Origin of the sequence: Rhizobium altiplani (assembly GCF_001542405.1) — a bacterium.
GTDB classification, from domain to species: domain Bacteria; phylum Pseudomonadota; class Alphaproteobacteria; order Rhizobiales; family Rhizobiaceae; genus Rhizobium; species Rhizobium altiplani.
Genome location: NZ_LNCD01000072.1, coordinates 25,523 through 44,480, shown reverse-complemented (window position 1 = coordinate 44,480; position 18,958 = coordinate 25,523). Strand labels below are relative to the sequence as shown.

The window sequence follows — 18,958 nt, the reverse complement described above, 5'->3', positions numbered from 1 at the left end:
GGCGTCGCCGAACGGCGCACTCATACCTATGTCCGCAACGGCACGACCTCCCTGTTCGCCGCGCTCGACGTCGCGACTGGCGCCGTGATCGGTCATTGCTACAAGCGTCACCGAGCGACCGAATTCCTCGACTTTTTGAAGCGGATTGACGCCGAAATGCCCAATGGGCCGGACGTGCATCTGGTGATGGACAACTATGCCACCCACAAGACACCAAGGGTCAAGGCCTGGCTCGCGCGCCGCCCACACTGGCACGTTCACTTCACGCCAACGTCGGCATCCTGGATCAATCAGGTCGAGCGATGGTTCGCAGAGCTGACGCGAAAACAGTTGCAGCGCGGCGTACACCGTTCCACTGCAGAACTTGAAGCCGACATCGACGCTTTCATAGAAACCCACAACGACAATCCCACCCCATACAAGTGGGTCAAATCCGCCGACCAGATCCTCGCGTCGGTCAAACGCTTTTGCCAGAAGACAATGAACCGAACTTCAGATTCAGGTGACTAGCACATCATTGCAATGCCCAAATCTCTCCGCTTTTGTGACTCAGTAAGACTATTCGTGTGGCAGCTCAATTGGCTCCGCAGTCGAAGCTGATAAACTGTACTTTACTCAACACACCTTCGTTGCAGCACGCGCGGAATTGTGGGCAGCGTGGATGATTTTTGCCGACTGCAGATCACGTGCATCTCTACGCACTCCGGATAGTGACACCGATGGACTCCAGCGCCGGAATGAGGTCGGGATGCCGGATGAGGTTTACAGCAGGCGATGCTTGAAGCTTGGTGCCGACGGCGCGGTCATAAACCGCCAAACATTCAGCCGATGTTAGCCGGGACGAGTAAAGCAAACCATCGACGGCGAAAGAGCTGTAGAGAGTTTCGCTGAACTTCTGGCCTTCCCGATGTTCCTTGGCGCGCGCCGCATCTGTGCTAACGCCGAGCCTCAGCAACCCTGTGGAGCGCAAGTCGATCACCACCAGGGGCGTTGGAGCCGTCACCTCGGCAACCGCCCATTCCTCAATTTCCGTCTGGTCAAGAACCCGCTCGCTCGCGTCCTCAAAACGGTCCCTGACAATCGTTTCAGCGATGGCCGTCGCAACATCGTGTGCGATATAAACGAGTTGAAATGCCATGCTCGGGCTCGAAAATCGCGTCTGCCCAAAGCCCATACCGAGGGGAGTCGCCATGTGAGAAACGGCCATCACGCGGAGATAGGAGCGGGGCTGGAAATCAAGCGCGAGTTCCGAGAGTGTTTTTGAATCAAGCTTCACGATTCAGCCGAAGTCCCGGTAGGCTGCCGCGATAACCTCGTCAACGTTCCCGGCCTTGAGCTGATCAAGGGGAGCCCCGCCGATGCTCGACTTCGGCTGGATCAACCATTGCCATGCCGCACGCGGATTGCGTATGATCCGGGTCACATCCGACATGCCCTTGACGGGACGACCGTCCACGAACTGCGCCAACGGGAAGACATGCTTACGCTCCCCTTTCAACAGGCCGATAACCGCCCCGCGTGTCTGCCAGTCGTGCAGTGTCGATCTTTTCGTGCCGAACGTCTTCTCGATCTCGGCGGGACCAGCAACGGGACCCGCCCAATCCTCAATCCGCACCGGCGTCCCATAGGCCGTCAGTCGTCGTCGCCCTTCGTCCATGTCCAATAGGTTATTGAGTCCGGCTCCATTACTGACTTCGACCGGCTGCTCGACCTTTAGAAGGGTTAAGGGGCGCCCGTCTCTAGACGCGATGTCAGCGACCACGGCCCCCAGTGCTTCCGCTAGCTTGTCCTCATGGGATACGATCTTCCGTTGCTGCTCGGTCGTGAGCTGCGCCGTCGCCGCCGAAATGGCGGCCACAACCTTTCCCGTCGCCTTGAGCGCCGTCTTGGATAATCCAGGATTGTGGCGGGCGAGCACCTCTAGAATATCATGCATCGCAGCTGGCTTTAACGCAAACCCGCTGTCACTATCCGATTTTGGAGCAGTCAATGCCATAATCGCCTCCTTGTTCTTCGAAACAAAGATAGTGCGGATTGTCCGAGATGTCCAGATTGCTTGTCCGGATTCACAAATACAGTGCGCTCGCCCTCGGCATGGGGCCGAAAGCTATGGAATGCGAGCATGCCAAAACAAGACGTTTCCTCACGCCATTTTCAACCAAAAATCTCAGACTTCTGCGAACTGCGCATTGCGCCGATCGCATCGAAACGGGTTCTGGAGAACATCCGGCCTTACCTCATCAGCCTGATCATCTACCGCAAGTCACCACCGCGAACGGCCGCATCGACTGGACAACGATCGCCGAAGCCTGTGGGATCGCTGAGGACATGACTCCGGAGCTGAAAAACCACCTGCGCCCGGGTCTCGACGCCCCACGGCAGTTTTGGCGGCGTTGGTCTGATGAGTTCAAAGAGCGGGCAGTGGCTGAAGCGATGGAGCCCGGCGCAAGCGTGTCGGCGATTGCGCATCGCCTCGGGATACAACATCCGTCACAGCTATTTAGTTAGCGTCGTGATGCTCGGGACGGGCAACGCCGTTGGTCGCGAGATCCGGCTGGAACGCTGTAATGGTTGATAAGAGGTCGGTTGGCACAATTGAGGTGGTGGTTGGCGACGTTGTTATCCGTGCTGGTAGCGACTTCGATGCGGCCCATCTGCAGCGGGTGATCCGAGCGGTACGGTCGGCATGATCCCGTCGGGCGTGAAGGTCTTTCTCGCGAGCCATCCGATCGACTTCCGCAAGGGGCCAGACAGTTTGTTGTCGCTGGTGCGGGACGCCGGCAGTGACCCGTTCAACGGTGCGCTTTATGTCTTCCGAGCCAAGTGAGCTGACCGGATCAAGATTGTCTGGTGGGATGGCTCGGGAGTTTGCCTTTATGCCAACGATCGGCGTTCATACTACACCTCTTTCCTCGCCAGTTGATATTCTTGGCTCAGTTTGCGTTTGTCGGCGCGCAGCAGCGCGAGCACCCGCGGTCAGGGTCTCGGCAATGTCGTTGCGGCGCTCGACGTCGATGTGACCACCTTCGGTTCCTCCCGGGCCGGCCTCGGAGGATGTCCCTATGCACCGGGCGCCACCGGCAATATCGTGACGGAAGATCTCGTGATCATGCTCGAGGCCATGGGTCTCAAAACCGGCATCGACATCGACAAGCTAATTGCGGCGCGTCCGATCATCCTGTCCGGACTGCCGGGCGAGGCGCTGTATGGCCATGTCCAGGATGCGGGACTCCCAGAGGGCTTCCACCACGCCTGAGTGGTGCTTGCACTTTTGATCTGACAAAAAATCGATCCGACCGTTCGAGGCGATGGAGAAGGCTGGCTGGGTTCAGGCCAAGGCGGCTCATATCCTCGGCCTCACGGCGCGCCAGGTCGGCTATGCTCTGCGCCGGCATCGTATCGAGGTGAAGAAGCTGTAAGCGTGGTGGTGACATTTTGCCCTTCTGTAGGCGGCTCCTTTGCGGAAGTCGACCGGCTGGCATGACACATAGACCACCACACCCGAAGCGATCATGCCTTGCGAACCGCCCGCAGAACCTTCACCAGGTGATCAGGATCGAACGCGCCGCAGACGCGCACCACCATATCGGCAATGGCAATATCGACCGAGCCGCTGCTTACCGTTTCAACGCGCGCGAACTTCTGCGTTCCCGTTTCCTCCGTCAGGGGCGCAACAGCGCCCGATGCCAGTGCCGTGCGATGCCATCCATAAAGCTGTGACGGATCTAAGCCTTCAGACCGGGCAACCGCCGAGATGTTCGCCCCAGGCTGCAGCGCCATGGCCAGGATCCGCGCCTTTTCGTCGTCCGACCACTCACGCGACTTGCGTCTTCTTCGCACCGGCTCCGCGGTCAAAACCTCAAAGGTTCGAGGGTGATTCACACTGTCGCTCATAAGATTCTCCACATGACTCATGCAGAAAATCGCCATGGCCTACGCGCTTACGCCCTTCTTGCATTTTGTATGCTTGATGTCGCTGGCTTTCACGACCAATTCGCTTGTCCCTTGTCGAGAGCCTGACAAAGCTGTGTCCGAGCAAACGGACGGAATCGGACAAGAAAACCCAAAGATGTTGAAGTATACCGGCGGGCATTAACGCCGACTCGTTATGGTATTCGCAAATCAGCTGATTTCTGACTCATTGTGCCAAACGGTCGAGAACCTCTGGCAGTTCATGAGAGACAACTCGCTGTCGAACCGCGTCTTGACTAAGACGATATCGTCGATCACTGCTGCCGCGCTTGGAGCAGGCTCATTGATCAGCCGTTGAAGATCATGTCAATCGGAATGCGCGATTGGGGCGCATCGGTCATGATCAGCGCACGTTGGTAAAAAACCATTCTTTAAGTTGGCATCGCTTTTGCGATTTGAAATGCGACGTTACCTACCAACGGAGTCTTCAATGTCCACACCGATGATTTCGCTTGAGAGCCTGGCCAGCAGGACATCCTTGGATCAATTGCTGGCGACCTCGAAATCCGGTGGTTGCACATCCTCATCCTGCGGCGCCTCCACAAATCCGGACGACTTCGACCAGGCCATCTGGGCGAAGATCAAGAATCATCCCTGCTATTCGGAAGAAGCCCACCACTATTTCGCGCGCATGCACGTCGCGGTCGCACCAGCCTGCAATATTCAGTGCAACTACTGCAACCGTAAATATGATTGCGCCAACGAAAGCCGGCCTGGAGTGGTCTCGGAAAAGCTGACGCCAGACCAGGCGGTACGCAAAGTCATTGCCGTCGCCAACGAAGTGCCGCAGCTTTCCGTGCTCGGCATCGCCGGACCGGGCGATGCCTGTTACGACTGGACGAAGACAAAGGCAACGTTCGAACGAATTGCCATGGAGATCCACGACATCAAGCTGTGCATCTCCACCAACGGGCTTGCGCTGCCGGATCACGTCGCCGAGCTTGTCGAGATGAATATCGATCACGTGACAATCACTATCAACATGGTCGACCCGGAAATCGGCGCAAGGATCTATCCCTGGATCTATTACGACAACCGCCGCTACACCGGCATCGAAGCAGCCAGAATCCTGCACGAGCGGCAGATGTTGGGCCTGGAAATGCTGACCGCGCACGGCATCCTCACCAAGGTTAATTCGGTGATGATTCCAGGCGTCAACGACGAGCACCTGATAGAGGTGAACAAATGGGTCAAGGAGCGGGGCGCGTTTCTGCACAACGTTATGCCGCTGATTTCCGATCCGGCCCACGGCACCTTCTACGGCCTGACCGGGCAGCGTGGCCCACGGGCGCTGGAATTGAAGGCGCTTCAGGATCGCCTCGAAGGCGGCGCAAAGCTGATGCGCCATTGCCGGCAGTGCCGGGCCGATGCAGTCGGGCTGCTCGGCGATGATCGCGGCCAGGAATTCACCCTCGACCAGATCCCCGGCGAGATCACGTACGACGCCCGCAAGCGCGAGGCCTATCGGGAAGTGGTCGCGCGCGAACGAAGCGATCACGTGACGGCCAAGAACGGGGCAACCGAAATAGTCAAGGCAGCCCGCGGCGGGTCTCTCCAGGTCGCGGTCGCGACGAAGGGCGGCGGCCGCATCAACGAGCACTTCGGCCACGCGAAGGAATTCCAGGTATATGAAGCTTCGCCGAAAGGGATCACCTACGTCGCGCATCGCAAGGTCGAGCAGTATTGCCTTGGAGGCGAGGGCGAGGAAGCCACCCTCGACGGCATCATCGCCGCCCTCGAGGGCATTGACGTCGTGTTATGCGCCAAGATCGGGGAGTGCCCTAGGAATCAGCTCATGGAGGCTGGAGTCCGAGCAACGGACGCTTATGGCTATGACTACATCGAGACCGCCATCGGCGCCCTTTACGCCGCCGAGTTTGGGGTCGAACCGCTAGCGGGGACGGCGTGAGCGATCTTGTTCTAACATTCTCAGGAGTTGAAAACGGCCTTCAGGATCATCGTATCCCAATGCACCCAGTGCGGTGCTTGCGAGTTCGAATGCCCTCCGGCGCGATCAAGTTCAAGCGCGCGAGCTACGTGATCGATCCGGACAAGTGCACCGAATGCAAGGAAACCTTCGAAACCCAGCAATGCGCCGCGGTCTGTCCGGGGCGGCCGAAGACCTGCGGTGCCGGCGCACCCTCAATTTAATCGCCGGTATGGTCGAGGGCTCCTGCGGAGGAGACTTGAACGCCTTTATTGACATCCTGCAGCTCGCAAAAGGAGGAAGTGTGATGGGCCTTGGACGTGAACAGGAGGTCGAGATCCGCAAGCCTCCACAATTTATACCGGGCGAGCGGGTGCGGGCCATACTTCACGTCAAGAATGACGGGAGCTATGCTGGCAAAAATATCGGCGAAAATCTGGTGCGGAAGGGCGACGAAGGCTATGTGCGCGACATCGGCACCTTTCTGCAGCAGTTTTACATCTATGCCGTCGAATGGGTCGGTCGCGGCACTGTCGTCGGCATGCGCGCGCGCGAACTGATGAGCCTCGACAAAGCCGCGGCTTCTGGTGCCGCTGAAACCGCCGCCCCCAATGACAAAATAGCGACATACACGTAATGATCCGCAGAACGAGCGCCGGCCTGCGGCTTTCGCAAGGCTAGCCTCGGCAGCCTGCGACGGCGCGAGCGTTTGACAAAACTTCATCAGGGACCGACGCGCCGTAAAATGTCTTCATCGAAGGTCTGCAACCTTTCGATAATAGCCAACAGCAGACCCTTTGTCGTGCACCATCGAGCCGTCTCGATTCACGGGCAGCCTCTCTCCTTCTTGCGACGCAAAAGTGTCTGACTATTGTGTGCCGCGCCGCGGCGCTATCGAGGAGCGTTGCGCACTGCTCCATTACACGGGTCAAAGGCATCCAATGGCCGGCGTAATGGAGGCCCGAGTTCGCGGCGCAGCCTGATGACAGAGCGAACGGAGAGCGCCCGGCTTGATGATGTCGACTGTCCTCACATGGTGCAGGGCGATCACCTTCCGCTCCTTCAATTCGGTCATGGCACGCGATACGCTCTCGGTTGTCAGGGCGAGATAGTCCGCAATGTCCTGTCGCGACATCGGCAATCTTACCTGACGAACACCACCCAGACGGTTCGAGAGATCCATCAGGAATGCCGCGACGCGTTCAACCGCACACGGCCGCCCGATAACCAACAGATGTTCCTGAGCACGCTTCATGCCGCCCAATGCGAGTGCAAGAAGTTCCGGCGAATGCTCCTGGATAGGATGCCGTGCAGACACGATTATTCTAGTATCGGCGATAGCCTCGGCAAAAAAGCGATGCTTTGAGGCCGCTTCAAAGCCGAATGTCTCCCCTGCGAGATGGAAGGAAACAACCTGCCGCCGTCCGTCCGAGATGAGGCCGTATACACGGACAGCTCCGGCACAAACCTGATAGCATTTATCCACGCTATCACCTTCGGCATATATCACTCGGCCGCGTTTATATGTCACAACGAGGTGCGCCCCCGGAAATTGTGGCCGCGCAACGTTCTCCGGCATTATGATATTCTGCGCTGCGGGTTTGAAAGTGGCATACATCTCGTATTCCCCATGGCCGGGGAAGATTGGCAGTTCTTGCCACGCCGCAAAATTCGGTTAGCTCACTAAGGGAAATTACTTAGACGGGATCCCGTGCGGTTTGCGCCAGCGAGTCCCCAGGCCTGCGGCACGACGGGGATTGCGCGAGATCAACACCGCGAAACTAAGGCGCGAAACCAGCCGCGAGAGCCATGCGCACGAGATGTGGGAGGTTTTTTGCTTTCATTTTTGACATGGCGCTGGCGCGATGCACCTCCACCGTACGGGCACTGATATCGAGATCATGGGCGATCGATTTGTTCGGAAAACCGGCCACCACGGCAGAGAGCACCTGGCGCTCTCTCTCGCTCAGGGTTTGGAGGCGCGTTTGAATGTCGGTGATTTCGTCGGCGTTGGCCCCTGGAACGATTAGATGTTCTGACGCTCGTTCGATTGCCTCTATGATCACGTCGTCCTCGAAAGGCTTTTCGATGAAGTCGACTGCGCCCGCTTTCATGGCCTCGACGGCCATCGGTACATCGCCATGGCCGGTAATCACGATGGAAGGGATGGGGATCTTTTTCACACCGAGTTGCCTGATGAGATCAAGACCCGAGATCTCCGGCATCCTGAGGTCAGTGACCAGAATTCCGTTATGGATGCTCGGGGCGAAGGAAAGAAACGAGGCAGCCGATTGATGCAGCTTCACGGCATAGCCGTTGATGGCCAGCATGAAGGCAAACGATTTCCGCACCGGCTCTTCGTCATCGACGATATGAACTGTGTAGTCAGTTATCCCCACCCGTTCGTCCTTCCCCATAGCCGGGCAGCGTGAACCGGAACGTAGCTCCGCCAGCCGCATTTTTCGAGACTGTCATTTCACCACCGTGGGCTTCGACAATACGTTTCGAGATCGAAAGGCCGATGCCCATTCCACTTACCTTGGTCGAGACGAACGGCTTGAAGAGCTCCGCGGCAATTTCGTCCGGAATGCCTCGGCCGGTGTCTTCCACAATGACGGCGACTTCGCCCGCATTGGTGGGCATCGTGCGGATCGTGAGCTCGCGATAGTCGACATGGCGCATCGCCTCGATGGCGTTTCGCATCAGATTGATGAGGACCTGTTGGACCTGAACACGATCGACCATTACCATCTCAGCACCGGGAAGGTATTCGAACACAGTTATGACGCCGTTCGCGCGGGAACCGACTAGCGCCAGAGCGCCCGCTTCCTCCACCAGTTTGCGAATGTCTTCGAGTCCCTTTTCCGTTTCGCCTTTCGTGACGAACTCCCTAAGACGCTTGATGATCTGCCCCGCCCGCAAAGACTGGCTCGCAATCTCTTCCAAGGCACCTCGCACTCTCGTTGCGAGGGTGTTGTCCATATCGCGCAATAGCCTCGTACACCCCTGAGCGTAATTTGCGATGGCAGACAAGGGTTGGTTCAGCTCGTGCGCGAGCGTCGACGCCATTTCGCCCATTTCGCTCAGGCGGGCCAATCTCGCCAATTCAGCCTGAATTTGTTCGAAGCGAGCGGCCGATTCTTCTCGCTCCGTAAGGTCTCTGATGAAGCCTGTGAAAAACAGTTCACCGCTCGATTTCATCTCGCCCACGGTTAGCTTCATGGGAAACGTCGATCCATCCTTCCTGCGCCCGACGACACCGCGATCGATGCCGACGACGCGCTTCTCGCCGGTTCTGAGGTACCGTTGAATATAGCCGTCGTGTTCGCCTCGATAAGGTTCAGGCATTAATACTCGCAGGTTCTCCCCGATGACTTCCTGTTCCTCATACCCGAACTGCCGGACGGCGGCGGCATTGAAGGAAACAATCGTGCCGTCGGCCGCAATGACCACCGTCGCGTCGGGCAATGTGTCCAAGATCGATCTCAGATGCGCATCGCGGGCTGCCACGAGAGTTTCTATCCTGACGATGGCGTGTCTCGTCGCCTGGAGTGACTCTCCCAGACAAGCAATCAGAAACACCGACGCGCCAAAGAAGACCAATTCAACGCCACTCGGATCGACTGCATCATGCAATCGCTGAACAAAGATAGCTGCGGCAAGCGACGCCACCGCGGTAAACACGACTGGCTTCAAGCCGCCGACTATTGCGACGATCAGAATAGCAGGGATAAACGAAAACAGAATAAGCCGGTCGCCAACAAGCTCCGTAAGTGCCAATCTCAGTGCAAGAATGACCAATGGAGACGTGGTAATGATAATATAGGTCGCGATCGGCATGCCTCTCCACTTGACGATCATCCTGCCGAATCGCGTTATCCCACCAACGCTTTGTGAACGCATTCCGTGATCCACCATAGGATTAGTAACGTGGCTACGCCACTGGCAGAGCGCAATTGAGCCGCATGCTTTTTCATGACCATACAGCTGCCATCAAGCATTTCGCCATTTGCCTATGTGTCCGCGCTCGACCGCGGAGCATAAATCACTGGAAGTCCGAAGCATTAAGTACGCAGATAGGTGTTGCCGCGCTTGGATTTCCCAAGCAGCCGAGCTTTGCCGCCTGTGCTGTGTTGTATCGGAACCAACAAACCGCAGGAATGTACAAACCACTTCGCAGCAGCCGATATGACTCCGATCAAAACGGACGTGCTCTAGCCGCCCAGAACTTCACCGGATTAAAAACGGTAAGTAACCCCGGCGCCGATTAGCCATGGATCGAGCTTGGCCTTGCCGCTGACGCCGGCGCCGCCGACATTGGCATCGAAATCGGGTCTCAGTAAGATTTTCTTCGCGTCAAAGTTCACGCCCCAATGGTCGTCGAGCATATAGTCGAAACCGGCCTGTAAGGCGACGCCAAAGGTGTTCTTTACATCAAGGCTGCGGGCACTCTTGCCGGACTGGTTGTAGAACAGCGTATAGTTGACGCCGGCGCCGACATAGGGCCGAAAAGCGCCGAAATCGGTGAAATGGTATTGTATGGTCAGGGTGGGCGGCAGCAGCCATGTCTTGCCGACCTCGTCGAGCGCTGAAATGGAGCCACCCCCATAAACCTTGGCGTAAGTTGTGGCGAGGATGAGTTCCGCAGCGATATTTTCGCTGAAGAAATACGAGATGTCGAATTCCGGTATGACCGTATTCGAAAAGGAAAGGTCCGAACCCGGCAATCCGTCGACGCGGCCAGAGTCGTTGGTGATCACGTCAAGTGCCCGCAAGCGTATCTGCCACGGACTCGGCTCTGCCCCCGCAGCAGCGGCAGGCGCTGCAGCTCGAGCGGTCCTAATATCCGCCGCTTCCGCGGTACAGGCGGCAACCAAAGCTGTGACGGTCATGATGGCGCGGACGATATTGCTGGATATCATTTTCCTCTCCTTTGATCCGAATTTCGTAACGGTCGAGAGAGATAGCACCGTTTGGCGCGTGGTGATTTGAGCTGGATCACATAAGAAAACTAGTCTTAGCCAAGCCTCGGATATCTCTCGATTGCTCGCTAATCGACGATCATCACCAAGCGTGATGATCGTGACGACTCATTGGAACCGTCTGAACCGACCCTTCGCCCGCTTCGGAAACACCTTCTTCCTGTGCCGGCTGCTGGCCTTTTCGACGTCGAACGGTTCGACGTTATCGTCAGGTGGGCCGGGAGCAACGTCGAGGTTCATCGCTTACCATCCTATTGATGATCCTCATCTCGCATTCGACGAGCCGAGCGTTCTTGACGTAAATCAAGGAGAGACGAACAAGCCGTCGGCTCAAACCGAAAAAGAGCCACACTCCCTCCGGGAGCGTGGCTCGGAGGAACTACGGGGAGAAACCGCAGGGAACGTCCTCCAGCTGCGGACAATATCGTCTTGTGATGCTGCGGTCTTTAATCGAAATCAAATTCGCGATGAAACTTTCTAGAGCGCATCCATTTTAATCGAGCTTTGGCTGCCGAAAACTGGCGGCCATGCCGTGCGTTCGCGATCCAGGCAATCGCCGACGAAACCCGATCCCGGACCCCGTCGCCGCAGACGCGCCGACATTACATCTTAAGCAGCAGTTAAACGCGGCTGCGAAGATCAGCACTCAGTGCTCGTGCCATCCATACCTCCCAATTTGAAGGCAGGGAATCATCAAGCACGCCAGATGTCATCAGAATCCCGATCCGCGTTCAACGGACGCGCTCTAGCTTTTCGCGGTGGCCTTGTTGCCGCGCCAAAGGCAACTGCGTTGCTTGATCACAAATACGTTTGCGATCAACCGCACGGCGTCAAACATAGGAGGTGTAGAGGATTGTGATATGGTTGGCTGTTCTTCTTTCTTCCTACTTTCCCCCGCCCAGCGAATGAACAAACACTGTGACTTCCTTAACTACGGTGTCGCCCAACCGGGCCGACCACGCCGGCATGACGCCGTGCTTTGGCGCAGTTACCTGGCGGATTATCGCCTCCTCCCCTCGCCCTTTGAGCCAGATTCCGTCGGCGAGATTCGGTGCACCCATCTCCTGCTTGCCCTTTTTATCTTCACCGTGACAGACGGCGCAATTGTCGATGAAAACCTGCTTTCCAGCTTCCGCCAATGCCGGATTGGAAGGTGTGTTAGTCAGGCCCCATACATAAGCGGCAACCTGTCGTATCTGCGTGCGTTCGAGCACGTCACCGAAAGCGGACATCTCCGACACGCGCGTCTCTGGATCTTCGTCAAAGCGGATGCCATGAGCGACAGTCTGTTGAATGGCCGTAAGATCGCCGCCCCAGAGCCAATCATCGTCGTTCAGGTTAGGAAAACCCAACCCACCTGTCGCACCCGAACCATGGCACGGGGCACAGTTGACTTTGAAGGCAGACGCACCGCCTGCAATGGCCAATTCCCGCAGGGACGGATCCCCGTCGATTTCCACTACGGTCTTTGCGTTGATCTGCTGCTCGAACTGCGTCTGAACAGCCTTAGCGAGTTGCACTTGCTGCTGCAGCTCCGCGCGGCTGGAGAAGCCGAGCAAACCCTTAGTAGTTTCTTTGATCATCGGTATCGACGGGTACGCGAATGCATAACCGATCGCCCACAGAACGGTGACATAAAATGTCCAGATCCACCAACGCGGCATGGGATTGTTGAGTTCTCGAATTCCGTCCCATTCGTGACCCGTCGTCTCGACGCCGCTGATCTCGTCAACGTGTTTTTCCGGCATCTCATTCATCCTTCAGCGGTATGATCGCGGTGTCGTCGGCGATCTGTTTGCTGCCGGGCCGGAGGGTGAAAGAGAGCGCGCCCACAAAGAACACCGCCATCGCCCGAAGTCCCCAACTGTCGGCGAAGTGTCGCATTGCGTTGTAAGTTTCCATAGTGACCCTCATCGATATCCCGTCGCGTCATCGTACGTCGAAAAATCAACCAGAGTGCCGAGCATCTGGAGGTACGAGACCAATGCATCCATCTCCGTAAGTCTTGAGGGATCGCCGTCGAAGTTACCCACCTTTGCTTCCGGGTAGCGCGCAAGCAAACCGGCCGTGTTGGCGTTTGGAACGGCCTGGGCGCGCATGTCGGCTTCGGCCTGCGCCAGCATGTCGTCGGTATAGGGCACACCCACGTTTTCGTTGGCCTTCAGATCCATGCCGATGTTGTTAACCGTCACCTCCCTTTCTTTGAGGAAGGCGTAACTTGGCATGATCGATTCCGGGACGACGCCGCGCGGATCGGCCAGATGCTGCACATGCCATTCATTGGAATAACGCCCTCCCACCCTGGCGAGGTCAGGCCCCGTGCGCTTCGAACCCCATTGGAATGGATGATCATACATCGATTCAGCCGCGAGGGAGTAGTGGCCGTACCGCTCAACCTCGTCGCGGAATGGCCTGATCATTTGGCTGTGGCACAAATAGCATCCTTCGCGGATATAGATGTTTCGTCCGGCGAGCTCGAGCGGCGTATAGGGGCGCATGCCCTCCACTTTCTCAATCGTGTTCTGGAGATAGAACAGCGGTGCAATCTCCACGATGCCGCCAATACTCACAACCAGGAGGGACCCTACGAGAAGCAGCGTGGCATTTTTCTCAAGGATCTGATGTTTTTCCAGGATGGACATCTTGTTTACCTCATTCGCCGGCGTGGGCCTTGAACGCTCCGGGGATGGCGGCTTCTTCGCGCTGGTTTCCGCGGATGGTCATGGCGACGTTGAAGGCCATGACCACGACGCCGGCCAGATAAAGGCCACCGCCGAGCGCACGCAGGAGGTAGTAAGGGAACATCGCTGCGACAGTTTCCGCGAACGAATAGACCAGGAACCCTTGGGTATTGTACTCGCGCCACATGAGACCCTGCTGGATACCGGCGACCCACAGAACGGCGGCGTAAATGGCGATGCCGAGGGTGGCGAGCCAGAAGTGCCAGTTGACCATGCGAAGGCTGTAAAGTCGCTCGCGACCCCAGAGCTTCGGCGTCAGATAGTAGATCGCACCGAAAGTGATCATGCCGACCCAGCCAAGCGCCCCGGAATGAACATGGCCAATCGTCCATTCCGTGTAGTGGCTGAGGGAATTGACTGTCTTAACCGCCATCATCGGACCCTCGAAGGTCGACATCCCATAAAAGGCGACTGCCATGATCATCATGCGGATGATCGGGTCTGTGCGGATCTTGTCCCATGCGCCCGATAAAGTCATTATACCGTTGATCATGCCGCCCCATGAGGGCATCCAGAGCATAACCGAAAACACCATGCCGAGCGTCTGAGCCCAATCCGGCAGCGCGGTAAAGTGCAGGTGATGCGGGCCGGCCCAGATATACATGAAGATCAGGGCCCAGAAGTGGATGATCGACAGGCGGTAGGAATAGATCGGACGGTTGGCCTGCTTCGGCACGAAATAATACATCATGCCCAGGAAGCCGGAAGTCAGGAAGAAGCCAACTGCGTTATGGCCGTACCACCACTGGGTTAGAGCGTCCTGCACGCCCGAAAAAAGCGAATAGCTCTTCGAACCGAGGAAAGAGACCGGCACGGCCAGATTGTTTACGACATGCAACATAGCGATCGTGACGATGAAGCTCAGATAGAACCAGTTCGCAACGTAGATATGCGGTTCCTTGCGCTTCAGGATCGTTCCGAGGAATGCAAGGAGATAGGCGACCCAGATGATCGTCAGCCAGATGTCGACATACCATTCGGGCTCCGCATATTCTCGTCCCTCAGTGATCCCAAGGAGGTACCCGGTCGCGGCCATGACAATGAAGAGCTGGTAGCCCCAAAATACGAACCAGCCGAGATTGCCGCCGAAGAGGCGGACCCGACAGGTACGCTGCACGCTGTAGAAGGAAGTCATTATTAAAGCATTGCCGCCAAACGCGAAAATGACGGCGGAGGTATGAACGGGGCGGAGCCGACCAAAGTTAAAATGTGGCGCGATATTCAAACCAGGAAAGGCCAGTTGGAGGGCGATGACGACACCTACCAGGAAGCCGATCACGCCCCAAAAGACGGTGGCGATCAATCCATACCGGACAACCTCGTCAAAATAGGCCCCCGATCGTGCCTTGGCGAGAGCCCCCCTTGGCGAATCAACCCGCACCAGCAGCACCGTGCCTGCCAGGAGGCAGAAGAACAGGACCCCCATGTGGGCCGCAAAAAGCTGATCACGAGCGGCCCCGGCACCAACCAGTGCCAAGAAAGCGCCGACCGCAACTAACACAGTTTCAGCAGGGTAATTCATGTCATGGCCTCCAAGCCGCAGATGACTGCGCCATGGACAGCCGTCTTTCTTGCCGCTTTGAGGAACGGTTCCCACGAGAGGGGAAACAAGTCCTTGATCTGTATCACAAACGCTATAGTTTTTCCCGTTTTGTTGGCTTGGTTCAAGACAGTTGCGCTTTTCAAGCCGATGGCTGTTGCGTGAGGGTCGCCATTCCGAGCGTGCTCATCCACTATCGAGCCGGTACAGGTGGATACGCAGGGAGACCGCGTTCGAGAGGAGAGAGTAGCCGCGAGCTCACTTGCTGTCCGCCCTCAAAAATATCAATCGGAATTTGCTCAATCTCAAAGATATCTGCTGATCTCCGCCTAAAGTCGGGGGCTGACGGCTATTCGGCGTCCAAACGGAGATAAGAAATGCGTTTTAAAATCGGTCCGATCATTGCAACGGCAGCCTTGGCCTTTTCGGCGATGCCACTCGTGGCGGCGGATTACCAGATCCGGATGCTCAACAAAGGCGCCGACGGCGCAATGGTCTTCGAACCGGGGTTCGTGAAGATTGCACCCGGCGACAACGTCACCTTCATTCCCGTTGACAAGGGCCACAATGTCGAAACATTCCATGACCTAATCCCCAAGGGGGCGGCCGAATTCAAGTCTAAAGCAAACGAAGAATATCGGGCAAAATTCGACATTCCGGGCGCCTACGTCGTGAAATGCACGCCGCATGCAGGTATGGGAATGGTGGCCCTCATTGAGGTTGGCGATAACCCGGCCAATCTCGACGCCATTAAGACTGCTAAACTTCCAAATCTGGTGCGTAAGCGCCTTGATGCCCTCCTCATGCGTGCAGATAAGAAAGCGCCGAGCGAATGATAGATTGCTGGCAACAAACCTTGTAAAGCCATTAGCAATGGGCAGCTTGAGACGTATGTATATAGCTGACACGGCACTGCCTCGCTGCACTCGCGCGCGGCCGGTTGAGCTAAAAACCGGAGGCACCAGAGTTAGAGCTTGCAGCTTCCGCTGACAAGAGATCGGTCTGAAGTCGCTGAACCCTCTCGAAAACAGCTGCCCCCTCTGTCGGGGAACTTGACGGCTGTTTTCTAGTGTCGTTTTTTCGCTGGCACCGCAAGGTTGTAGCGGCACTTGCGCTTCTGCCGGGGAGCTTGGTCGCGGGTGCGCTGGGCGTATTAGGCGTTTCCTTGTTCCTGGATCTTCCCATCCCGTCTTCTCCAACCTCGCGGCAGCTTTCACGCACAAGCCCGGCGAGGAAGCCGCGATCGCCGGGGTGGACCCTAGGGGTTGCTGCCATCCACCCTCGGATACTGGGCTTACGAGGGATCACTAACCACAGCCGCCCTGCAGCGAAGTCGTCGATTGGATGGTGACCTTCGTTCTCGCGACGATCAGAGGGCGTTCGAATTACGAAAGAGCGGCAAAGATCGCGAACACTAGCCGGCCGTTGGCGGTCGTGGTGTCGATCGACGCGTCTTCACCGGCGAGCACCTTGATACCGATCTTCCGCTTGCTCAGGTCATCGATAAGATTGAGGCAGATCACGCCCGAGACGGTCGGGTTTTCAGAGCACTACCGCATCGCCGCCACGCAAAGCTTTGAGGCAGGCTTCGGGGCCGGGCCGATTATCTCGGCGGCAACGGCCTGGGTCATCGCATGAGGAGAGGCAAAGCCGGCAGTCGGCTCCAGCGGCACAATCACGCTAGGGCGTATAGAAAGCATTGCTGTAGCTATTGATCGCCGGCCCCCCGCCAAGATGTACGAACAGCACCTTTGATCGGTCGGGAAAGTATCCCGTCTGTACGAGATCTATTAGCCCCTGCATCGACTTGCCCTCATATACGGGATCCGTCACAATACCTTCCAGCTGCGCGCAAAGGCGGATCGCCCTGACCGTATCGGCTGACGGCACCCCATAGTGGGGATAGGCATAGTCATCGAACAAGACAACATCGCCAGCTTGAATGCTGATGCTGGGATCGACCAACCTCTGCGTACGCTTGGCGATCTTTAAGACTTCTGCCCGGGCTTTCTCTGGGATGCCGGAAGCGTCGATCCCGATCACATTGCGCTGCCGCCCATCCTTTGAAAGGCCGACCACCATACCGGCTTGTGTCGATCCGGTAACAGTACACACGACGATGAAATCAAAAACGAAGCCCAGCTGCCTCTCCTGGTCGCGAAGTTCCGAGGCAAAGCCAACATAACCGAGGCCACCGAAGCGGTGTTCGGAAGCTCCCGCTGGAATTTTGTATGGCCTCCCGCCCTGTTGCTTAACATCCTCTACCGCCCTCTCAAGGCTCTCTGATGCTCCCATGTCGAATCCAGCGTCAACGAGACGCACCTCCGCGCCCATCAGTCGGCTTATGAGAATGTTACCGACACGATCATAATTGGCATCCACGCCCGGTACCCAACTTTCTTGGATGAGCAAGCATTTCATACCGATCTTTGCAGCAACTGCGGCTACCATTCGCGTGTGGTTCGACTGCACTCCACCAACCGACACCAGAGTGTCTGCACCGGAAGCAATGGCATCGGGGATAATGTATTCCAGTTTACGAAGCTTATTGCCGCCGAAAGAAAGGCCCGAATTACAATCCTCCCTTTTAACGTAGATTTCGACCCTATCTCCGAGATGCTCGGTCAGTCGATCAAGCTTCTCAATTGGGGTTGGACCAAAGGTTAGTGGATATCTGGGAAAATTTTTCAGCATGTTTCGCTCGAGAAAAAAGTGTAGACGACGCCCGTAGCGAGGGCGTCACGTGATAGCCCACCCTTAGAGACACTTAGGGATGGCGATGAAAGGCGCACGGCTCAATAGTTTGCGTTCGAGAGTACGTGATGTGGACAGCCCCTGCTGAACAACAGGACCGCGACTGAATGGCCGTCGCGAACCCTCTTAAGTCTGCAAGGAACCGAGAATCAGACCTGAAGCACCTTAGGGTTCCCGATTTTGGCGGAGGTGGAGAATGTTGGAAGCGTTGATACCTTCATGACCTCTTATTCGCAGCTTTTCAGCAGCCTTCACGTTTGCCGGATAAACCGGTCGCGGCTGGCAAAAATCAGCGTTGCGGGAACGATATACAGCATACACAAGGCTGATGAAGTAGGCGACCTGTGCGACCAAATATACTGGAAGCAGAACGAAAATGGTCCGAGTAATTGACAGTGAGGCAGCGTATGCTGAACCACCACTCACGATAACGATCAGCAGCAGGATTGGAATAAATATCCGGAAGGACACGATAAACTCTCCTAATCTCGCGTATTATCAATGATCGACATCTGAAGCGTCGACATGGTTTGACAGTTCTTTGGGCAAACACGCGCACAGATGCACCGCCGGTCGACGACCATGACCATACGATTTAGCCGATCATCTAATTCATCACCTTCGGACACCTCGAAGACCTCCCCCAGCTCATAGACGCCGTGAAGACGCACCCCTTGTCGCTAGCAGACCTTGAAGCAGCGGCCGCACCCGAATGCAGCTAATCGCATCGATGCTAGTTATTGAGGTTCCCAGCTTGAACCATCGTGCGTGTAAAATGGCCCAATCATCGCCCCTTCCCCGAGATTGACAGCTTCTTGCGAGCGGCGTCCAATTCTGCAAAAGCATCAAATGTCTTCTCGGCCACAAGTTTGATGTCGGTCCAGCGAACCGGGAGATCCTCAGCCAAATCATGCAGCTCCAGCTTCGCCGACGCGGCCCGGAACTGCAACTTGCGTACGATTTTGAGCTGTTCATCTAGGTTCAGCATGGTTCCCTCTTTTACGTCGAACGTTATGCCCGCGCCACATCCCGAAAGGTAAAG

General features: G+C 56.7%; 21 protein-coding genes and 4 pseudogenes. 12 read left to right on the top strand and 13 right to left on the bottom strand.

What is annotated here, in order from left to right:
* The coding region (locus AS026_RS16295; RefSeq protein WP_131815275.1) for an IS630 family transposase at positions 1 to 510 on the top strand (510 nt) is incomplete at its 5' end.
* A gap of 184 nt (positions 511 to 694) precedes the next feature.
* Here the strand turns inward: AS026_RS16295 and AS026_RS16290 are convergent.
* Positions 695 to 1,192: an RES family NAD+ phosphorylase gene (locus AS026_RS16290; RefSeq protein ID WP_342587566.1), complete on the bottom strand. Its 498-nt coding sequence runs from the start codon at positions 1,190 to 1,192 to the stop codon at positions 695 to 697.
* 87 nt (positions 1,193 to 1,279) lie between these two features.
* A complete protein-coding gene (locus AS026_RS16285; protein WP_007539099.1) occupies positions 1,280 to 1,996 on the bottom strand; it encodes an antitoxin Xre/MbcA/ParS-like domain-containing protein in 717 nt (238 codons plus the stop codon).
* 126 nt (positions 1,997 to 2,122) lie between these two features.
* Between AS026_RS16285 and AS026_RS43420 the strand changes: the two are divergent.
* The 5 genes and pseudogenes from AS026_RS43420 to AS026_RS40030 form a co-directional block, all read left to right on the top strand.
* Positions 2,123 to 2,457: pseudogene (locus AS026_RS43420) on the top strand (transposase); the annotation flags it as partial.
* A 110-nt stretch (positions 2,458 to 2,567) separates the two neighbouring features.
* Positions 2,568 to 2,690 carry a hypothetical protein gene (locus AS026_RS44015; protein WP_100248176.1) on the top strand — a complete coding sequence of 41 codons (123 nt, stop codon included), beginning with the start codon at positions 2,568 to 2,570 and terminating at the stop codon, positions 2,688 to 2,690.
* Positions 2,687 to 2,827 (top strand): IS66 family insertion sequence element accessory protein TnpB, encoded by a 141-nt coding sequence (tnpB, locus tag AS026_RS16275; RefSeq protein ID WP_081593633.1) that lies wholly within the window; start codon positions 2,687 to 2,689, stop codon positions 2,825 to 2,827. Before AS026_RS44015 ends, tnpB begins: the two co-directional genes overlap by 4 nt.
* Before the next feature lie 117 nt (positions 2,828 to 2,944).
* A complete protein-coding gene (locus AS026_RS16270) occupies positions 2,945 to 3,256 on the top strand; it encodes a beta/alpha barrel domain-containing protein (protein WP_007539103.1) in 312 nt (103 codons plus the stop codon).
* Between the two features lie 37 nt (positions 3,257 to 3,293).
* Positions 3,294 to 3,419: pseudogene (locus AS026_RS40030) on the top strand (helix-turn-helix domain-containing protein); the annotation flags it as partial.
* A 91-nt stretch (positions 3,420 to 3,510) separates the two neighbouring features.
* Here AS026_RS40030 and AS026_RS16265 read toward each other — a convergent pair.
* Positions 3,511 to 3,894 (bottom strand): transposase, encoded by a 384-nt coding sequence (locus tag AS026_RS16265; protein ID WP_007539105.1) that lies wholly within the window; start codon positions 3,892 to 3,894, stop codon positions 3,511 to 3,513.
* Positions 3,895 to 4,402: 508 nt separating this feature from the next.
* Here AS026_RS16265 and nifB point away from each other — a divergent pair.
* The 3 genes and pseudogenes from nifB (at position 4,403) to AS026_RS16250 (ending at position 6,536) form a co-directional block, all read left to right on the top strand.
* A complete protein-coding gene (nifB, locus tag AS026_RS16260) occupies positions 4,403 to 5,881 on the top strand; it encodes a nitrogenase cofactor biosynthesis protein NifB (RefSeq protein ID WP_007539107.1) in 1,479 nt (492 codons plus the stop codon).
* Positions 5,882 to 5,908: 27 nt separating this feature from the next.
* A pseudogene (locus AS026_RS16255) lies at positions 5,909 to 6,123 on the top strand (4Fe-4S binding protein).
* An 83-nt stretch (positions 6,124 to 6,206) separates the two neighbouring features.
* Complete coding sequence (locus AS026_RS16250; protein WP_028748896.1) at positions 6,207 to 6,536, top strand: nitrogen fixation protein NifZ; 330 nt, start codon at positions 6,207 to 6,209, stop codon at positions 6,534 to 6,536.
* A 291-nt stretch (positions 6,537 to 6,827) separates the two neighbouring features.
* On the opposite strand, the gene AS026_RS16245 is transcribed toward AS026_RS16250, so the two are convergent.
* The 8 genes from AS026_RS16245 to ccoN all read right to left on the bottom strand — a co-directional run bounded on the left by AS026_RS16245 (position 6,828) and on the right by ccoN (position 15,144).
* Positions 6,828 to 7,517 (bottom strand): helix-turn-helix domain-containing protein, encoded by a 690-nt coding sequence (locus tag AS026_RS16245; protein ID WP_062370592.1) that lies wholly within the window; start codon positions 7,515 to 7,517, stop codon positions 6,828 to 6,830.
* A 163-nt stretch (positions 7,518 to 7,680) separates the two neighbouring features.
* Positions 7,681 to 8,292 carry a response regulator FixJ gene (fixJ, locus tag AS026_RS16240; RefSeq protein ID WP_028748897.1) on the bottom strand — a complete coding sequence of 204 codons (612 nt, stop codon included), beginning with the start codon at positions 8,290 to 8,292 and terminating at the stop codon, positions 7,681 to 7,683.
* Positions 8,285 to 9,802 (bottom strand): PAS domain-containing sensor histidine kinase, encoded by a 1,518-nt coding sequence (fixL, locus tag AS026_RS16235; protein WP_007539115.1) that lies wholly within the window; start codon positions 9,800 to 9,802, stop codon positions 8,285 to 8,287. The genes fixJ and fixL overlap by 8 nt, the downstream gene beginning before the upstream one ends.
* Before the next feature lie 335 nt (positions 9,803 to 10,137).
* Positions 10,138 to 10,821, bottom strand: coding sequence for an OmpW/AlkL family protein (locus AS026_RS16230; RefSeq protein WP_007539120.1), 684 nt, complete (start codon positions 10,819 to 10,821; stop codon positions 10,138 to 10,140).
* A 944-nt stretch (positions 10,822 to 11,765) separates the two neighbouring features.
* A complete protein-coding gene (gene ccoP, locus AS026_RS16225) occupies positions 11,766 to 12,629 on the bottom strand; it encodes a cytochrome-c oxidase, cbb3-type subunit III (protein WP_007539122.1) in 864 nt (287 codons plus the stop codon).
* Position 12,630: 1 nt separating this feature from the next.
* The gene (locus AS026_RS16220) at positions 12,631 to 12,783 is read right to left on the bottom strand and encodes a CcoQ/FixQ family Cbb3-type cytochrome c oxidase assembly chaperone (RefSeq protein WP_028748898.1); all 153 of its coding nucleotides are present in this window, start codon (positions 12,781 to 12,783) and stop codon (positions 12,631 to 12,633) included.
* 8 nt (positions 12,784 to 12,791) lie between these two features.
* Positions 12,792 to 13,523, bottom strand: coding sequence for a cytochrome-c oxidase, cbb3-type subunit II (gene ccoO / locus AS026_RS16215; RefSeq protein ID WP_028748899.1), 732 nt, complete (start codon positions 13,521 to 13,523; stop codon positions 12,792 to 12,794).
* A 10-nt stretch (positions 13,524 to 13,533) separates the two neighbouring features.
* Positions 13,534 to 15,144 carry a cytochrome-c oxidase, cbb3-type subunit I gene (ccoN, locus tag AS026_RS16210; protein ID WP_028748900.1) on the bottom strand — a complete coding sequence of 537 codons (1,611 nt, stop codon included), beginning with the start codon at positions 15,142 to 15,144 and terminating at the stop codon, positions 13,534 to 13,536.
* 395 nt (positions 15,145 to 15,539) lie between these two features.
* On the opposite strand from ccoN, the gene AS026_RS16205 reads away from it, so the two are divergent.
* From AS026_RS16205 to AS026_RS44565, 3 genes and pseudogenes are all read left to right on the top strand, one after another.
* On the top strand, positions 15,540 to 15,998 hold the full coding sequence (locus tag AS026_RS16205) for a pseudoazurin (RefSeq protein ID WP_007539130.1): 459 nt from the start codon (positions 15,540 to 15,542) through the stop codon (positions 15,996 to 15,998).
* 302 nt (positions 15,999 to 16,300) lie between these two features.
* Positions 16,301 to 16,512, top strand: a pseudogene (locus AS026_RS40025) (carbonic anhydrase family protein); the annotation flags it as partial.
* On the top strand, positions 16,510 to 16,800 hold the full coding sequence (locus AS026_RS44565) for a hypothetical protein (RefSeq protein ID WP_205634471.1): 291 nt from the start codon (positions 16,510 to 16,512) through the stop codon (positions 16,798 to 16,800). The pseudogene AS026_RS40025 and the gene AS026_RS44565, both read left to right, overlap by 3 nt.
* A gap of 42 nt (positions 16,801 to 16,842) precedes the next feature.
* Here AS026_RS44565 and AS026_RS16200 read toward each other — a convergent pair whose 3' ends face one another.
* Positions 16,843 to 17,856 (bottom strand): 1-aminocyclopropane-1-carboxylate deaminase, encoded by a 1,014-nt coding sequence (locus AS026_RS16200; protein WP_007539135.1) that lies wholly within the window; start codon positions 17,854 to 17,856, stop codon positions 16,843 to 16,845.
* A gap of 844 nt (positions 17,857 to 18,700) precedes the next feature.
* A complete protein-coding gene (locus tag AS026_RS16190) occupies positions 18,701 to 18,904 on the bottom strand; it encodes a CCE_0567 family metalloprotein (RefSeq protein WP_007539142.1) in 204 nt (67 codons plus the stop codon).
* Positions 18,905 to 18,958: the final 54 nt, after the last annotated feature.

What these genes read in the sequence shown, in the direction of transcription:
- AS026_RS16290 (WP_342587566.1), bottom strand. Translation starts at nt 1,192, where the DNA reads ATGGCGACTCCCCTCGGTATGGGCTTTGGGCAGACGCGATTTTCGAGC.
- AS026_RS16285 (WP_007539099.1), bottom strand. Translation starts at nt 1,996, where the DNA reads ATGGCATTGACTGCTCCAAAATCGGATAGTGACAGCGGGTTTGCGTTA.
- AS026_RS44015 (WP_100248176.1), top strand. Translation starts at nt 2,568, where the DNA reads ATGGTTGATAAGAGGTCGGTTGGCACAATTGAGGTGGTGGTTGGCGAC.
- tnpB (WP_081593633.1), top strand. Translation starts at nt 2,687, where the DNA reads ATGATCCCGTCGGGCGTGAAGGTCTTTCTCGCGAGCCATCCGATCGAC.
- AS026_RS16265 (WP_007539105.1), bottom strand. Translation starts at nt 3,894, where the DNA reads ATGAGCGACAGTGTGAATCACCCTCGAACCTTTGAGGTTTTGACCGCG.
- nifB (WP_007539107.1), top strand. Translation starts at nt 4,403, where the DNA reads ATGTCCACACCGATGATTTCGCTTGAGAGCCTGGCCAGCAGGACATCC.
- AS026_RS16250 (WP_028748896.1), top strand. Translation starts at nt 6,207, where the DNA reads ATGGGCCTTGGACGTGAACAGGAGGTCGAGATCCGCAAGCCTCCACAA.
- AS026_RS16245 (WP_062370592.1), bottom strand. Translation starts at nt 7,517, where the DNA reads ATGTATGCCACTTTCAAACCCGCAGCGCAGAATATCATAATGCCGGAG.
- fixL (WP_007539115.1), bottom strand. Translation starts at nt 9,802, where the DNA reads ATGCGTTCACAAAGCGTTGGTGGGATAACGCGATTCGGCAGGATGATC.
- AS026_RS16230 (WP_007539120.1), bottom strand. Translation starts at nt 10,821, where the DNA reads ATGATATCCAGCAATATCGTCCGCGCCATCATGACCGTCACAGCTTTG.
- ccoP (WP_007539122.1), bottom strand. Translation starts at nt 12,629, where the DNA reads ATGCCGGAAAAACACGTTGACGAGATCAGCGGCGTCGAGACGACGGGT.
- AS026_RS16220 (WP_028748898.1), bottom strand. Translation starts at nt 12,783, where the DNA reads ATGGAAACTTACAACGCAATGCGACACTTCGCCGACAGTTGGGGACTT.
- ccoO (WP_028748899.1), bottom strand. Translation starts at nt 13,523, where the DNA reads ATGTCCATCCTGGAAAAACATCAGATCCTTGAGAAAAATGCCACGCTG.
- ccoN (WP_028748900.1), bottom strand. Translation starts at nt 15,144, where the DNA reads ATGAATTACCCTGCTGAAACTGTGTTAGTTGCGGTCGGCGCTTTCTTG.
- AS026_RS16205 (WP_007539130.1), top strand. Translation starts at nt 15,540, where the DNA reads ATGCGTTTTAAAATCGGTCCGATCATTGCAACGGCAGCCTTGGCCTTT.
- AS026_RS16200 (WP_007539135.1), bottom strand. Translation starts at nt 17,856, where the DNA reads ATGCTGAAAAATTTTCCCAGATATCCACTAACCTTTGGTCCAACCCCA.
- AS026_RS16190 (WP_007539142.1), bottom strand. Translation starts at nt 18,904, where the DNA reads ATGCTGAACCTAGATGAACAGCTCAAAATCGTACGCAAGTTGCAGTTC.